This is a genomic window from Shewanella sp. QJM3NY_23 (genome assembly GCF_056173105.1).
Genome location: NZ_CM149657.1, coordinates 45,563 through 60,395, shown reverse-complemented (window position 1 = coordinate 60,395; position 14,833 = coordinate 45,563). Strand labels below are relative to the sequence as shown.

15 protein-coding genes are annotated in these 14,833 nt (G+C 48.1%); 6 read left to right on the top strand and 9 right to left on the bottom strand.

Annotated features, from left to right (window positions below; all coding sequences use genetic code 11):
• Positions 1-41: 41 nt before the first annotated feature.
• From fdh3B to AC0VXX_RS00230, 7 genes are all read right to left on the bottom strand, one after another.
• Positions 42-638: a formate dehydrogenase FDH3 subunit beta gene (gene fdh3B / locus AC0VXX_RS00260; RefSeq protein WP_475515447.1), complete on the bottom strand. Its 597-nt coding sequence runs from the start codon at positions 636-638 to the stop codon at positions 42-44.
• A gap of 26 nt (positions 639-664) precedes the next feature.
• On the bottom strand, positions 665-3,514 hold the full coding sequence (locus AC0VXX_RS00255) for a formate dehydrogenase subunit alpha (RefSeq protein WP_475516890.1): 2,850 nt from the start codon (positions 3,512-3,514) through the stop codon (positions 665-667).
• Between the two features lie 67 nt (positions 3,515-3,581).
• Positions 3,582-3,782: a twin-arginine translocation signal domain-containing protein gene (locus tag AC0VXX_RS00250; protein ID WP_475515446.1), complete on the bottom strand. Its 201-nt coding sequence runs from the start codon at positions 3,780-3,782 to the stop codon at positions 3,582-3,584.
• Positions 3,783-3,924: 142 nt separating this feature from the next.
• Positions 3,925-4,593 carry a TorD/DmsD family molecular chaperone gene (locus AC0VXX_RS00245; protein WP_475515445.1) on the bottom strand — a complete coding sequence of 223 codons (669 nt, stop codon included), beginning with the start codon at positions 4,591-4,593 and terminating at the stop codon, positions 3,925-3,927.
• A gap of 10 nt (positions 4,594-4,603) precedes the next feature.
• Positions 4,604-6,274 carry a 4Fe-4S binding protein gene (locus AC0VXX_RS00240; RefSeq protein WP_475516889.1) on the bottom strand — a complete coding sequence of 557 codons (1,671 nt, stop codon included), beginning with the start codon at positions 6,272-6,274 and terminating at the stop codon, positions 4,604-4,606.
• A gap of 188 nt (positions 6,275-6,462) precedes the next feature.
• Positions 6,463-7,053 carry a DUF3306 domain-containing protein gene (locus AC0VXX_RS00235; RefSeq protein WP_475515444.1) on the bottom strand — a complete coding sequence of 197 codons (591 nt, stop codon included), beginning with the start codon at positions 7,051-7,053 and terminating at the stop codon, positions 6,463-6,465.
• Positions 7,053-7,523, bottom strand: coding sequence for a DUF3305 domain-containing protein (locus tag AC0VXX_RS00230; protein ID WP_475515443.1), 471 nt, complete (start codon positions 7,521-7,523; stop codon positions 7,053-7,055). The genes AC0VXX_RS00235 and AC0VXX_RS00230 overlap by 1 nt, the downstream gene beginning before the upstream one ends.
• A gap of 306 nt (positions 7,524-7,829) precedes the next feature.
• Here AC0VXX_RS00230 and AC0VXX_RS00225 point away from each other — a divergent pair, with 306 nt between their 5' ends.
• The 5 genes from AC0VXX_RS00225 to folM all read left to right on the top strand — a co-directional run bounded on the left by AC0VXX_RS00225 (position 7,830) and on the right by folM (position 11,711).
• Positions 7,830-8,675 (top strand): formate dehydrogenase accessory sulfurtransferase FdhD, encoded by an 846-nt coding sequence (locus AC0VXX_RS00225; protein ID WP_475515442.1) that lies wholly within the window; start codon positions 7,830-7,832, stop codon positions 8,673-8,675.
• Between the two features lie 25 nt (positions 8,676-8,700).
• Complete coding sequence (locus AC0VXX_RS00220) at positions 8,701-9,606, top strand: substrate-binding domain-containing protein (RefSeq protein ID WP_475515441.1); 906 nt, start codon at positions 8,701-8,703, stop codon at positions 9,604-9,606.
• Positions 9,607-9,949: 343 nt separating this feature from the next.
• The gene (gene folX / locus AC0VXX_RS00215) at positions 9,950-10,315 is read left to right on the top strand and encodes a dihydroneopterin triphosphate 2'-epimerase (RefSeq protein WP_475516888.1); all 366 of its coding nucleotides are present in this window, start codon (positions 9,950-9,952) and stop codon (positions 10,313-10,315) included.
• 34 nt (positions 10,316-10,349) lie between these two features.
• Positions 10,350-10,985, top strand: coding sequence for a GTP cyclohydrolase I FolE (gene folE, locus AC0VXX_RS00210; RefSeq protein WP_475515440.1), 636 nt, complete (start codon positions 10,350-10,352; stop codon positions 10,983-10,985).
• A gap of 18 nt (positions 10,986-11,003) precedes the next feature.
• Positions 11,004-11,711 (top strand): dihydromonapterin reductase, encoded by a 708-nt coding sequence (folM, locus tag AC0VXX_RS00205; protein WP_475515439.1) that lies wholly within the window; start codon positions 11,004-11,006, stop codon positions 11,709-11,711.
• Positions 11,712-11,866: 155 nt separating this feature from the next.
• Here the strand turns inward: folM and moeB are convergent, their stop codons facing one another.
• Together moeB and moeA are read right to left on the bottom strand one after the other, a co-directional pair.
• Positions 11,867-12,637, bottom strand: a complete 771-nt coding sequence (gene moeB, locus AC0VXX_RS00200; protein WP_475515438.1) for a molybdopterin-synthase adenylyltransferase MoeB — start codon at positions 12,635-12,637, stop codon at positions 11,867-11,869.
• A 14-nt stretch (positions 12,638-12,651) separates the two neighbouring features.
• The gene (gene moeA, locus AC0VXX_RS00195) at positions 12,652-13,896 is read right to left on the bottom strand and encodes a molybdopterin molybdotransferase MoeA (protein WP_475515437.1); all 1,245 of its coding nucleotides are present in this window, start codon (positions 13,894-13,896) and stop codon (positions 12,652-12,654) included.
• 394 nt (positions 13,897-14,290) lie between these two features.
• Between moeA and ftnA the strand changes: the two genes are divergently transcribed.
• Positions 14,291-14,815 carry a non-heme ferritin gene (ftnA, locus tag AC0VXX_RS00190; RefSeq protein WP_475515436.1) on the top strand — a complete coding sequence of 175 codons (525 nt, stop codon included), beginning with the start codon at positions 14,291-14,293 and terminating at the stop codon, positions 14,813-14,815.
• Positions 14,816-14,833: the final 18 nt, after the last annotated feature.

The following is a 14,833-nucleotide window of genomic DNA, read 5'->3' as shown; positions in this document are numbered from 1 at the left end:
TTACTTAAGGGTTAGTACTGACGCACTAACCCTTGCTCTGCTTAGTTGAACTCAGCCGTTTGAGGGTTGTAACCCCAAATCACATTAGGATTACCTCGCGCAGCCATGCGCTCGCGGTAAATGTTCGATACCACTTCAGCATCACCAGCGAGCAGTGCTTTAGTTGAACAAAGCTCTGCACACATCGGCAACTTACCTTCAGCGATACGGTTAGCACCGTACTTCTGACGCTCGGCTTCAGAGAAGGTCTCTTCTGGGCCACCGGCACAGAAAGTACACTTATCCATTTTACCGCGGCTACCAAAAGCCCCCTTCTTAGGGAACTGTGGCGCGCCAAAAGGACAGGCATAGAAACAGTAACCACAACCAATACAGGTATCTTTGTTATGCAATACAATGCCGTCTTCGGTACGATAGAAACAATCAGCTGGGCAAACTGCCATACAAGGGGCGTCGGTACAGTGCATACATGCCACTGAGATCGATGCTTCGCCTGGCTGACCATCGTTAATCGTCACGACGCGGCGACGTTGAATTCCCCACTCGAGTGCGGAATCGTTTTCGTTCTTACATGCTGTGACGCAACCGTTACACTCGATGCAGCGTTTGGTGTCACATAAAAATTTCATGACTGCCATAATGGCTATCTCCTCATCAAGTTCAGTTAGGCTTTAGTGATCTGACACAAGCTAGACTTAGTCTCTTGCATCTGGGTCACAACGTCATAGCCGTAGGTCAATACCGTATTGGCTGATTCGCCAATAATGTAAGGGATTGTGCCCTCTGGGTAATTCTTCTCTAGGCTTTCACCTTCGAAGATACCTGCGAAGTGATATGGCATGAAACATTCACCATTAATCACCCGAGGTGTCACCATTGCCTGAACTTTAATTTTGGCGCCTTCTGGACTGTGAACCCATACTTCGTCACCATCACGAAGGCCGCGATCCGCCGCATCACCCGGGCTGATTTCGATGAACATCTCTTGTTGCAGTTCAGCTAGCCATGGATTTGAACGGGTCTCTTCACCACCACCTTCATACTCAACCAAGCGGCCCGAGGTTAATGCCAGTGGGAAATCTTTGGCAAAATCTTGATCCTGAATAGTTTTATATAGAGTAGGTAGTCGCGCAACCATACGGTCATCATAAGTAGGATACTTAGCAACCAAGTCACGACGAGGAGTGTAAAGCGGCTCACGATGTACTGGGATATCATCAGGGAAGTTCCACACGATACAACGCGCTTTAGCGTTACCGTAAGGGATACAGCCATGCTTAATCGCCACACGCTGAATACCACCAGAAATATCAGTCTTCCAGTTTTTACCTTCAGCAGCGGCTTTCTCTTCAGCGGTGAGATCATCCCACCAGCCAAGTTGCTTAAGCATCTTGTCGGTAAATTCAGGGTAACCATCTTTGATTTCAGAGCCTTTAGAGAAAGAGCCTTCAGCCAAGATATTGTTACCTTCGTGCTCAACCCCGTAACGGGCACGGAAGTTACCGCCACCGTCTTTTACTTCACGGCCGGTACGATACAGAATTTGCGTACCAGGGTGTTTCATCTCTGGCGTCCCCCAACATGGCCAAGGTAGACCATAGGTTTCACCCTTAGCAGGGCCACCTGGCGCTTCAAGCGATTTAATATCGAAGGTGCCCCAGTTTTCTTGGTGCATCTTCAAACGCTCAGGGCTTTGACCTGTGTAACCGATGGTCCACATACCTTTGTTATATTCACGGACGATATCTTCGATCAGCGGCTCATCGCCATTGACTTGGATATGCTTACACAACTCTTGCTCTATGCCCCACTTCTTCGCCAGCTTGTACATGATCACATGATCAGGCTTAGACTCAAATAGTGGTTCAATGACCTGAGTACGCCACTGGAGTGAACGGTTAGATGCTGATACAGAGCCGTAGGTTTCAAACTGAGTCGATGCAGGCAGCAGATACACACCATCTTTACGCGTGTGCATAACACCAGCCATGGTTGGGAATGGATCCACAACAACCACGGTATCCATCTTGTTCAATGCTTCACGCACTTCACGACCACGGGTTTCGGTGTTAACAGACTGACCCCAGAAGAATGACATACGAATGTTATCTTTCTGCGCAATCTTAGATTTATCTTCAAGTACACCATCATGCCAACGCGAACATGGGATACCCGTTGATGTCATTGGGTCTTGACCCAAGTACTGGTTTTGGTCGAAGCGAGCTTTCACCCATTCATAATCCAAATCCCATACGTTACACCAGTGTTTCCATGACCCAGTCTTCAAGCCGTAGTAGCCTGGCAAGGTATCAAACAGTAGACCAAAGTCCGTTGCACCCTGTACGTTATCGTGACCACGGAAGATGTTAGTACCACCACCAGACACACCCATGTTACCTAGGGCTAGCTGCAGGATACAGTAGGCACGGGTATTGGCATTACCGATATGGTGCTGAGTACCACCCATACACCAAACGATAGTGCCAGGCTTAGTGGTTGCCAACAACTTAGCAACGCGATACATCTGTGCTTCGGGTACGCCGACAACGTTTTCCACTTCTGCAGGGGTCCACTTAGCGGCCGCTTCGCGAATACGCTCCATACCGTAAACGCGCTGGTCGATAAAGGTTTGATCTTCCCACTTGTTTTCAAAAATATGCCACAACAGACCATAGATATAGGGAATATCGGTACCAGGGCGGATATGCACGAACTCGTCAGCTTTTGCTGCCGTTCGGGTGAAACGTGGGTCGACAACGATAATTTTCGCGCCGCGCTCTTTACCTTCCAGGATATGCTGCATTGAAACAGGATGTGCTTCTGATGGGTTAGACCCGATGAACATCATCGCTTTTGCATTACGAATATCGTTGAAAGAGTTGGTTTGCGCACCATAGCCCCAAGTGTTAGCAACACCGGCTACAGTGGTAGAGTGACAAATACGTGCTGAATGGTCGACGTTGTTAGTGCCCCACATCGCGGCGAATTTACGGTATAAATACGCTTGCTCGTTAGAGAACTTAGCACTACCCATGAAGAATACTGAATCTGGACCCGATTCTTTACGGATATCCAGCGCCTTTTGGCCGACTTCTTCAATGGCTTGATCCCATGAGATACGCTTCCACTTACCGCCTTCAAGCTTCATTGGGTATTTTAAGCGTTTCTCACCATGACCATGTTCACGCAGCGCTGCACCTTTAGCACAGTGACCACCAGCATTGAATGGATGATCGAATGCAGGCTCTTGCCCAGTCCACACCCCATTTTGTACTTCGGCGTAAATACCACAACCCACTGAACAGTGAGAACAGATAGTCCGTTTGACTTCCGTTGGGGCATCATGAGGCACTTCTTTTGCTTCAGCTTTACGCATCATACCTGCGCCAAGCATTGAAGCCGCTGCAATACCACCAGTAGCAAGACCTGCTGTCTGGAGGAATTGGCGACGATTTAGACCTAGGGCTGGCTTTTTAGTAGCGTCAGCTTGGTCTGTTTTGCGTGTTAATCGCATCACACACTCTCCTAATGTTATTGAATTACTGCGTAATTACGCTTTGATTCACTACCTAAGTAGTGATTTACTTAGTACGTAACGACGCGTAATAACTACGAATATGATCCGTCTCCTGATAGCCATCACCACGAGCAGACTCTTTAGCCTGTGCTGGTGTAGCTGCCGCAGCCTGACCACTGACGGTAGCAACAGCACCGGCAGCACTCCCTATGGCTAAGGCTTTTAACAGTTGACGACGACCCATATCGGAAGCTTGCTTCTTCATAGTGTCTCCTTTATTAACTCAAAGTGAGTCGCGTTGCCGATATGTGAAACTCACTGGCGCAGCGACCCGATGGTAATTGAGGGCGAGCCCTCAGATTTCACTATGCCTGCAGCAGATGACACAGGCATAACAAGTTGCCACCCTATGAAACGAGTTCATTGCTGGTGGGTTGGATCTTTTCCGCTTCGCTGCCAGGGCAGTTCACCGGAATGTTTAAACTCAATTGTTCAAATTCATTGGCTTCAATAGCAAAGAAAGATTTAGCCAACTGAGCCACTGTGGCATAAAACGCCGCACTAGGGGTGCGAGCCAAGTGATCACAGAAGCGGTCGATCCAGCTACCGATATGACGTTGGTAAAACGCTAATTGACGATAGCCTGGTGCCTCTAAAATTAGGGTACCCATCACTTCACACAGAGCAGCCACATGATCTTCAGGCTCTTTCACCTCATCGGTACGCTCAAACCCGAGTTGAGCCAAGTCTTGACGCAGCAAGGCCAACGGCTTATCCATCAAAGAGCCGGTCATAAACCAACTGCCATAAGGCAAGATTTCACCACTGCCTACACCCAAGAAGATATTAAAATACTCCTCTTCAAGTTGGTCGGTAGTAAACTGACCTGCGGCAAGTTTTAATGCCAACCAGGCCTTAGTCATGTCGCTATCATCTTCGTTGGCATCTATCTCAAGGCTGGCAAGAAACTGCAGCAATTCAGCGCTTGGCTGACAACGTAATAGTGCGGCTAACAGCTGATAGATATCGGCTCTTAATTGATCGTTTTCTGATACTTCTCTTACTAATTCGGTCATAGCTACACTCTTATCGCAGTTGCTTTTCAGGATCTTGAAGAATATCTTCAAACATATCTTTTACCCGGCAGTCGCTACACATCTTCAAGCGTTCTGTGTTGGCACTGAAGGCGCTATGGCCTCCGACTACATCCATCATCCGTTGCACCATGGATTGGGTCGCGAAAGGGGTGCCGCAACGAATGCAATCAAACGGGGCTTCCTCTTTCAAGGTTTGGCGCTGCTGACGTGCAGCCGCATCAAAATTCATCTGTGCTGTCAGGCTAATCGCATTCTCAGGACAGGCCGACTCACATAAACCACACTGCACACAGTCTTGCTCAACAAAATGCAATGCTGGCATATCGCCACCATCGGTTAACGCTTGGGTCGGACAGGTCGACACGCACGATAGACACAAGGTGCAGCTGTCGGTGTTAACACTGACTTTGCCGAACGGGATATTGCCCTTACTCAAGGTGCTTTCGATTGAGGCCGCTTGGCTATTGAGATGATCGATTGCCGCATACAGGGTGGCGCGCTTAGTGGTTGGACTAAATTCACCAGGCACAATCACAGGCCAACTTGCACTCACTTCAATTAATGCGGCGAGCTCATCAAGTTGATTTTGGTTGATAACGCTAACGCGTTGCGGTTGTCCCATCTCATCGAATATGTCATTGGCCAACTGTTGTTCGCCATTTAGCATCTGTGTTAGGGTCGGCGCCGTAGCGTCGGTATTCAGCACTATGATTTGACGTGCGCCCCAAGCCAGCGAGGACATCCAGTGATCCATGCTGGCAACGGTGATCTCTTCTAGCTCAACAGGAATCACTGCCCCCGGCAGTTCCTCGTTAATTAAGCTGGCACCATTAGCCGCGTCATGAAACAAAATGACCGGGGCTGTTTGCGCCTGCGCACGAAAACGACTCACAAGCTTATGTAGATATGAATGCAGTGCTTGTGGCGTAGGTAAATCGTAACTGATTGCACCTGTTGGACAGGCATTGGTGCAACTGCCGGCGCCATGACAAAGATAAGGATCGATCTCAATCTTCTTGTTCACACTAGCAATAGCATCGGCAGGACAGAAATTAAGGCAGCGATTACAGCCATCGATACCATTACGGTTATGGGCACAGATCTCGCTGTTGACTTTGACATACCGCGGCTTATCAAACTCACCAATTAAGTCGGGTAACTGGGCGATGGCATCGGCCAATTTGGCTTCATCTTGGCCTACATAGAAATAGCCTGGTGGCAGCATCTCTAGACTAATGCATGGCGAGTGACTGAGGTCGAGGATAAGGTCGAAATGAGCTTTACGAATAGCGACTAAACTGAGCTCGGCAGCACCGTTTTCATGTTCAACTTTAACCTGAAACTGCCCCAAAAACCCTTTAATTTCAATTAACTTATTGTAGTAACTTTCAACGCCTTCCGCCGCGGCCATCACCTTTTCAAGGTGGTCTTCATCTTGGCTGGTAATGGACTCGTTAGCGAGAATGGCCCGCTGGCCCATGTTTGACAATTTGTCTGCCGCGAGGCGCGCTAAATCCTCTGGGCCAATGATAAGTACATTGCCCTCGGTGGTGTAGCTTACTGTGGGTGGGATCAGATTTTGAAGAATTTGCGTCTGTCCCAACACTTGCTGACGAACCTGTTTGAGGTCGGTCAGATTTTCGTTACCGTTTAAATGCATACTCACATTGCGTTCCTGAACAGTTTTGGCTGCTGCCGTCAGCGAGGTGGCTGTCTACTCTATTGGCATGCGCTTTACTTGCGCCAGCTTCACCTCAATATCAACAAGAAACTAACTCGTTGTAAATGTGCCTTATTGCAGCAATTCACGTACCAAAATTATGGATTTAAAAGCACTCTAAACTGACCTCAAGCAACGGGCGGTTTAGGTGCAGCTAGTGATTCTGGTTCATTTTGGGACAAATCAGCTGATTCATCGTCCAAAATGTCCGCTGGGCCTGTGCCGGATAAATTAACCTCCTGCTCGGCGGTAGAAGCTGTCATCTCCTCAGCTTCACTTAACTCGTTAGGCACCTCTTGCTCCTCATCTTTGTTGAGGTGGCGGAAAACTTTCTTGGCGAGCTCCGCCGAGACCTCGGCTGAAAGCTTAGGTTGATTGGTATAATCGAGCGCGTATTCGAGCAAACCATCTATCTCACTGTAGTGTGGTTGCTTCCACAAGGCACGTAACGCGGCAGCCTTGGCATTAGGATCGACGTTATCGGCCATAAAACTGGCAAAGCTCCCCCCTACCTCAATAGACTCAGGATCAGGAAGATCTTCAGCCATCAAGGTTTTATTAGCCTCGCTTGGTTCTGCATTGACTGCATCGGCATGTTCGGTCGGCTGTGTGGTTGGCTCAGGAGCTTGCTGGGCAAGTTGCTCGGCTTCCTCTTCTTGCTGCACCTGCTGACGACGAAGGTTCCATCGTGCTAACAATCCACTCGGTTTTTCACTCATTAGGAAACCTGCCCTCGGTTGTGGTTAGTACTTGGCCCTTCATTTTTACGACGATTAACGTGCTTGCGTCGATGGGCACAAATTTCTACCTCTCCATGGCGGGTAATGAACGCTTCAATCCAGCATGCTACGGCATTGGGCATTAGCATGTTCAATACGGGGGTGTCGCCCTCAAGGCAACCTGCTGCGACATTTTGATCGGCTGAGATATAGGTCGGAATCCAAGTGCCATCTTCAAGTTCATCACAGACGATATACAACATGGCGTTATCCATATCCAAATTGATACGGTAGCTGCCACGCTCATCCTTGTGCAGCTCTAAAGCCACCAATCGAGCGCCCTCTGGTGCAGGTTGCGTGGCTGGAACAACTTGATCTAATTCCCAAGATTCGGCGGTCCAGCGCCCCATTTGTTTTTCCACCTTTTTCAGCGAAACATACATGGGCCATTGACTTTCGGTACGTTGCATTCCAACTCCGTTGATTAGAGGGCTTGGCCATTGTTTGTAAAGCGATTACAAAGCCAAGCCATGGGTTGCGATATACTTACGAATGAAGCAATAAGTGTGCCAGTGCAATTAGCAAATAAGTTTGAGCTAGATCATCAATTCCATGCCCAGGGTAGGACAATTTGTCCTAACTGACATTTTAGACGGGACATAAAAGGGCGTTTTAAGTCTGAGTATTTAACTCGATCACGCATTGCAACATAAAATCATAGTCTCGGAATGATTATTGCTATGCTGCAGGCAGCCAATTGCGAATAGATGATCTTTATGACTAAGAGTAAACAACTCACTTTTTTAAAAACCCAAGCCGATGTGCCGTTGACCATTGCAGTAAAGGCAACCAACGAGCAAGGTGAAATCGTCGATAAATTTATTGCCTGTGAACGTCCCCTCACGGTTTACCTGAATTGGCGTCCAATTGTGACGCTAATGACACTTGGAGCCCGACCGGAGGCTTTAGCACTGGGGTATCTTAAAAACCAAGGCTTTATTTCTGATGTAAAACAACTCGAGTCAGTCATCGTCGATTGGGATGTTAATTCTGCCGCCGTACTCACCCAAGAGACGACCGAGCATCTTGATGAAAAGCTGGCAGAAAAGACCGTCACCACGGGCTGTGGTCAAGGTACAGTGTATGGCGGTTTTATGGATGGGCTAGACGATATAAAACTGCCCACTCCCCAGCTTAAACAAAGCATGCTTTATAGCTTGTTAAACAATATTAGTGCCTACAATGAAACCTACAAAAATGCGGGTGCCGTACATGGTTGTGGCCTTTGTCAGGGCGACCAAATAACCGGTTTTATCGAAGATGTGGGCCGCCATAATGCAGTCGACACTTTAGCCGGTGAAATGTGGCTCAAGCAAGAGTTAGGCGGCGATAAACTGTTTTATACCACTGGGCGACTCACCTCTGAAATGGTGATAAAAGTCGCTAAGATGGGCATACCGGTACTGCTGTCCCGCAGTGGCGCAACCCAGATGGGGCTTGAACTAGCACAAAAGTTAGGCATCACTATGATTGCCCGTGCCAAGGGACGCCATTTTCTGGTTTACAATGGCGCCGAGAACATTGAATTTGATGCCACACCACCTAAACGCAACATCAACTAACCAATAGAGATTTAAAGGAATATTGATGACCGAGCCAAGTGAACTCATCTACATGAGTGCAAAACAGGTGGCTGAATACTTAGACCTTAATGAAAAAAAGGTCTATGCAATGGCAAACGATAGAATATTACCTGCGACTAAAGTCACTGGGAAGTGGCTATTCCCCAAAATACTCATCGACCGCTGGGTTATGGACTCGTGCCACAGCGGTATGCTGTCCGATAGAATGCACATCACCGGCAGTGACGATCCGCTGCTATCCATGTTGGTGGCTCGCCTAATGTCGCGTATCGGTAAGAGTGATTTAGTCAGTTACAGTGCCACAGGCTCACGCATGGGGCTGGATCTGCTGTCGCGCGGCTATGCCGATGTATGCACCCTACACTGGGGCAATATCGAAGAGCGTAATATTCGCCACCCCGCCCTGCTCAAGGGCTACCCTAACCACCAGCAATGGGTCATGGTTCACGGTTATACCCGCCAGCAAGGCTTAATGATGCGCGCCGAAATGCACCATAGATGCCAAGAAGAGGACAGGCTAGTTAGCTTGCCTTGGCGCTGGGTGGGCCGCCAATCGGGGGCCGGTAGCCAACAGCATTTAGAGCACTGGCTGATGAAACAAGGGGCGAGTATCGAACAGCTAAATACTGCCGTGACCGCCTATAGTGAACGGGAGTTGGCAGGATTTATTGCCCGTAACGAGGCCGACATCGGCTTTGGCTGCCAATCGGTCGCAATGGAAAGCGGCTTAAGCTTTGTGCCGCTAATCACTGAGTCATTCGACTTTGTTATGCCGCAAGGCATCTACTTTCGCCGCCAGCTACAAGCGTTATTCGATATGCTCAGCAGTACCCAGACCCGACAACTGGCCACACAATTAGGCGGATATGACCTGAGCCAGTGCGGACAAATGCTCTGGACCGCCTCTTAAGTAGCAACTGACCATTAGCTATAAAACCCGACGAAAAAAGTAAATACGGTCAAAAAAGTGAGATAGGTAACCTAAGGGTTATCTATCTTTCGCTGAAGGGGTATTTACCTACAAACCTAAGCTTCAACAAATTCATAACCCAATTGGGTGACTCATGTTTTCCATTGCCTACAACTAGAGTTGAATAAACACGAGGTTTATCAAGCCGAACTTGATTAAAAGTCCACTTCACATCACCATCTAAATTCCTATCTGCTTTACTTTAGCAAATGATCTAACTGTTCACGACCAACGTACTGTCTGCAAATGATGAGGAAATATCATGACCATTACCAACGCCAAAATTAGCCATGCCAAAATCAAGATCACCAATTTGAGGTTACGCACCTTTATCGGTTTTAATCCCGATGAGCGTGAGAAACAGCAAGATGTGGTGATCAATATTGAGATCCACTACCCAGCCACACTTTCGGCCCAGACAGATGATGTCAGTGACGCACTCAACTATAAAGTGATCACCAAAAAAGTGATCCAGCACGTTGAGGAAGGTCGCTTTTTATTACTGGAAAAATTAGTGTCCGACATACTCACCATTAGCTGTGAGCATCCCTGGGTGCGTTACTGCCAAGTGACAGTAGACAAACCCCACGCCCTGCGATTTGCCGACTCAGTCTCGTTATCGCTAGAAAGCCACTTAGATGACAGATAGTCATCATTAACCGTTTTATCGCGGAGTATTTGTTATGAATCCAGCTGCACAGCAAGTGAGACAAGCGTTAATCGCCCAAGGTTTAGAAACTCCATTGCGTGATAACTCCCTGTCTTCGCAACAGAAGTACGAGCGGATAAAGGGGTTAATGACCGAAGTGGTCGACACTTTAGGGCTAGACCTCAATGATGACAGCCTGTGTGAAACCCCACATCGTATTGCCAAAATGTACGTCAATGAGATCTTTGCCGGTATCGATTACGACAACTTCCCCCCGATTGCTCAAATTGACAATAAAATGGGTGTCGATGAGATGGTCAAAGTCAGCGACATCAGCCTGACCAGCACCTGTGAACATCACTTTATTACCATAGATGGCACGGCAAAAGTGGCCTACATCCCTAAGTCATCGATCATAGGTTTGTCGAAAATTAATCGTATCGTACGCTTTTTTGCTCAACGGCCTCAGGTGCAAGAGCGGCTGACCCAACAAATATTGGTGGCACTGCAAACTTTACTCAATACCGATGATGTGGCGGTATCGATTTCAGCGACCCATTATTGCGTCAAATCACGCGGCATTATGGACAGTCAATCATCGACGCAAACCACCGCATTAGGTGGCTGCTTTAAGTCGAATCACCATACTAGAGCCGAATTTCTTGGCTAACTTACCTACAGGGATCTTATGCAACCCACCATTTTAATCACAGGCGTAGGCAAGCGCATTGGTTTGTACTTAGCACAGGCCTTCATCGACAAAGGCTATCAGGTTATCGGGACTTTTCGGCGCCACTACCCCAGCATCGACGCTTTAAGCGAGGCGGGTGCTGACCTGTATTGCTGTGACTTTACCCAAGCTGAAGAGGTGCAAACCTTCATTGATGCCATCATGGCTAAGTATCCACAACTTGATGCCATAGTTCACAACGCCTCCCAGTGGTTACCCGATGACAGCCCGCTGGCGCCAGAGCAAATAATGGCCACCATGATGCAGGTACATGTGACGGCACCCTATCAGATCAATCTAGGGTTAGCCCCGCTGCTGACCCAAGGTGACCGCCTAAGCGACATCATTCACCTCACCGATTATGTCGCGCAAAAAGGCAGCAAGAAACATATCGCCTATGCGGCCAGTAAGGCAGCTTTAGAAAATATGACGTTATCGTTTGCGACTAAGCTAGCCCCGCACGTGAAGGTCAATAGTATTGCGCCTGCACTGATCTGTTTTAATGAACATGATGACGAGCAATATAAACAGCAGGCATTAGCTAAATCGCTACTGCAACGTGAAGCCGGTGAAATTGAGGTGCTTAAGGCGATTGAATATCTTATGGCAAGCCACTACATTACCGGACGCTCATTGGCGCTCGATGGTGGCAGGCATTTAAAATAATTAGCCATAAAATCATAGAGATTTTAAGTAATAAAGATTTAAATAACAGTGATGTGAAATGATGGAGAGTTAAAAGAATAAGCGCCGAAAAAACCTAATATTGCAACGCAAAACAGCTAGCCCACCATCTAGGCTAGCGTATCAGCTAACAGCGCTTATGCACCGCAGGTACTGCAGTTTTGCTGCTTGGTCAGTTTCATCTCGCGAAACTCCATGGTCATCGCATCTATCATTAAGATGCGACCCACTAAAGGTTTGCCCATGTGAGCAATCACCTTAATCGCCTCTACCGCTTGCAGGCAACCAATCATGCCCACAACTGGAGCCAAGATGCCTGACTCGACGCAAGTCAGTTGCTGGTCGCCAAACAGCTGGCTAAAGCAATGATAACAAGGTGTATCCCCCTGATAGTCAAACACAGTGACAGTGCCTTCCATACGGATCGCGGCGGCCGAAACCAGTGGTACCTTATGGGTAAAGCAACTGCTATTTAACTGCTCACGCACCGTCATATTGTCAGTGCAGTCCATCACGATATCGTGCTGCATGACTAAGGCATCAAGCTCTGAGTCATCTAGCACGGCATTGATAGTGGTAATCGCCACATGAGGATTAAGCTGACTCAAGGTTTCTTGCGCCGAGGCCACCTTAGGTTGGCCGATATTATCCGCTTGATGCAGCACTTGGCGCTGCAGATTAGACAACTCAACAGTGTCAAAGTCTACTAAGGTCAATTGCCCTACACCCGCCACGGTAAGATATTGGCTTGCGGCGCAACCTAAGCCGCCAACCCCTATCACTAAGACCTTGGCTTGTTTCAGCTTCTCTTGCCCCTCAAAGTCCATCGCCTTAATGGAGATTTGGCGACTGTAACGTAAGATCTCGCTGTCCGACAGAATGTCGTCATTATCGAGTGTCGATGTCATCTCAGCTTACCTACTTAACAGAGCACAGAATTAAAGGGTTCAACCGTCACTAAGCTGCCCGCAGGCGTGTCACCCTGCTCGCGATCTAAGATAACAAAGCAGTTGGCCAAGCTCATTGAGGTCAACATCCCCGACCCTTGCCCACCGGTAATGCTCACCTCTGCTTGACCTTGCTCGTTGTAGCTCAAAATACCGCGCTGATATTCAACCCGACCAGCAAACTTACGCAGGTCACTGCTCAGTTTAGCCTGCAGTAATAACGGCTTAGCGCGTGGCAAGCCTTGCATCTTATTGATAAGCGGCCATACCAATTTATAGTAGGTCACCATAGATGACACCGGATTGCCTGGTAGACCACAAAATATCGCCTTACCCAGTCGCCCAAAAGCAAATGGCTTACCCGGTTTCATGGCTAGCTTCCAGAAGGTAATTTCACCCTCTTCTTCTAAAATTTGTTTGGTGTAATCGGCGTCGCCTACAGAGACACCACCCGAGGTGAGTAGCATATCCGCTTGGGCAGCTCCGGTACGAAATGCCTCACGAATCGCCTCAGGATCATCTGCAATCACCCCCAGATCGACCCACTCAACATTGGATCGAGTCAATAAACCTTGAATGCTGTAACGGTTAGAATCATAAATCTGCCCCGGCGCTAACTCGCTGCCAACCGGACGCAGTTCGTCACCCGTTGAGAAAAAGGCCACTTTGACACGACGCACAACGCGTACTTGGCTCGCTCCTATGGTGGCGAGCACGCCCATTTCGGCCGCGCCAATCTGGGTGCCAGCCCGTAAGACTTTATCGCCAGTGTTAAGCTCTTCGCCGCGATAACGCACATTGGCACCAACCGCATCAGGCGCTTCAATGCTAATGCTATCGCCGTTGGCACGGGCTTTTTCTTGCATCTGCACGGTATCGTAACCGGCTGGCAATGGTGCGCCAGTCATAATGCGCACGCAGGTATTGGGTTTGGCCTCGCCGTCAAACGGATGTCCTGCAAAAGAGTGACCGATCAGCGTCAGGGTGTCGTTGTTGCTTAAATCTTGCAATCGAAAAGCATAGCCATCCATTGCCGAGTTATTAAAGGGAGGCAAATCAATACTCGATGCCAGATCTTCAGCTAATACTCGGCCTAAGGCATGGGGAAGCTGCACCATTTCAGAGTCACTAAGAGGCATGACTTGATCGAGCAGTTTAACAATCGCTTCGTCTGGGTGCATAAGGCTAGGCTGAGAACATGGATCAAATTTCATGGGCATCGGTTACCTTAAAGATAAGTGTTTAAGCAAAGATTGATGCTCATTATGCCACGCTGATGAGAGAAGGCCATGATCTCCATGGCAGTTTTTGCCATAGTGCGAACAAATCAATCCTCAGCAAGCTAACTGAGCAGCTTGCGCAATTAACGACTTAATATAGCGCGAAACAAGACTGTCACCTACCGCTAATCGCAAGGCTTATGCCTACAATGCACCGCTTATAAATGGCTTAATCAAGGGGCCGTTAATCCGACAAATATTTGATAGGCACAACACTGACGCAATGATAACTATTTGTATTTGAAACATTAAGTTAAGTAAATTTAGTTGCATTTAACCGCCCGCTTTTACACAATAGTCCAGCTTAATCCAATGAACATAACAAGGATCTACTATGCTGGCACAAACGATGATTGATCAGTTGAACGCACAAATTAATGTGGAGTTCTTCTCCTCAAACCTCTACCTGCAAATGAGCGCTTGGTGCGAAGACAAGGGCTTTGAGGGTGCCGCTAAATTTATGCGTGCCCATGCTGACGAAGAGATGCAGCACATGCACCGCCTATTTACCTATGTTAGCGAAACGGGCGGCATGCCACTGATTGGCGCCATTGAAGCACCGCAAGCTGAATTTGAGTCATTACTGGCCCTTTTTGAACACACCTACGCCCATGAGCAGATGATAACCAGTAAAATCAATGCACTTGCTCATGCTGCATTCACTAACCAAGACTATTCTACTTTTAACTTCCTGCAGTGGTATGTCTCTGAGCAACATGAAGAAGAGAAGTTGTTTAAATCAATCGTCGATAAGATTCGCCTGATTGGCGAAGATGGTAAGGCATTATTTTTTGTCGATAAGGATTTGGCGCAAATGGCCATTGAAGAGTCGGCGAGCGTGATGACCTCGGGTCAATAAACCGCTAACGGATCGCCT

What these genes read in the sequence shown, in the direction of transcription:
- fdh3B (WP_475515447.1), bottom strand. Translation starts at nt 638, where the DNA reads ATGGCAGTCATGAAATTTTTATGTGACACCAAACGCTGCATCGAGTGT.
- AC0VXX_RS00255 (WP_475516890.1), bottom strand. Translation starts at nt 3,514, where the DNA reads ATGCGATTAACACGCAAAACAGACCAAGCTGACGCTACTAAAAAGCCA.
- AC0VXX_RS00250 (WP_475515446.1), bottom strand. Translation starts at nt 3,782, where the DNA reads ATGAAGAAGCAAGCTTCCGATATGGGTCGTCGTCAACTGTTAAAAGCC.
- AC0VXX_RS00245 (WP_475515445.1), bottom strand. Translation starts at nt 4,593, where the DNA reads ATGACCGAATTAGTAAGAGAAGTATCAGAAAACGATCAATTAAGAGCC.
- AC0VXX_RS00240 (WP_475516889.1), bottom strand. Translation starts at nt 6,274, where the DNA reads ATGCATTTAAACGGTAACGAAAATCTGACCGACCTCAAACAGGTTCGT.
- AC0VXX_RS00235 (WP_475515444.1), bottom strand. Translation starts at nt 7,053, where the DNA reads ATGAGTGAAAAACCGAGTGGATTGTTAGCACGATGGAACCTTCGTCGT.
- AC0VXX_RS00230 (WP_475515443.1), bottom strand. Translation starts at nt 7,523, where the DNA reads ATGCAACGTACCGAAAGTCAATGGCCCATGTATGTTTCGCTGAAAAAG.
- AC0VXX_RS00225 (WP_475515442.1), top strand. Translation starts at nt 7,830, where the DNA reads ATGACTAAGAGTAAACAACTCACTTTTTTAAAAACCCAAGCCGATGTG.
- AC0VXX_RS00220 (WP_475515441.1), top strand. Translation starts at nt 8,701, where the DNA reads ATGACCGAGCCAAGTGAACTCATCTACATGAGTGCAAAACAGGTGGCT.
- folE (WP_475515440.1), top strand. Translation starts at nt 10,350, where the DNA reads ATGAATCCAGCTGCACAGCAAGTGAGACAAGCGTTAATCGCCCAAGGT.
- folM (WP_475515439.1), top strand. Translation starts at nt 11,004, where the DNA reads ATGCAACCCACCATTTTAATCACAGGCGTAGGCAAGCGCATTGGTTTG.
- moeB (WP_475515438.1), bottom strand. Translation starts at nt 12,637, where the DNA reads ATGACATCGACACTCGATAATGACGACATTCTGTCGGACAGCGAGATC.
- moeA (WP_475515437.1), bottom strand. Translation starts at nt 13,896, where the DNA reads ATGCCCATGAAATTTGATCCATGTTCTCAGCCTAGCCTTATGCACCCA.
- ftnA (WP_475515436.1), top strand. Translation starts at nt 14,291, where the DNA reads ATGCTGGCACAAACGATGATTGATCAGTTGAACGCACAAATTAATGTG.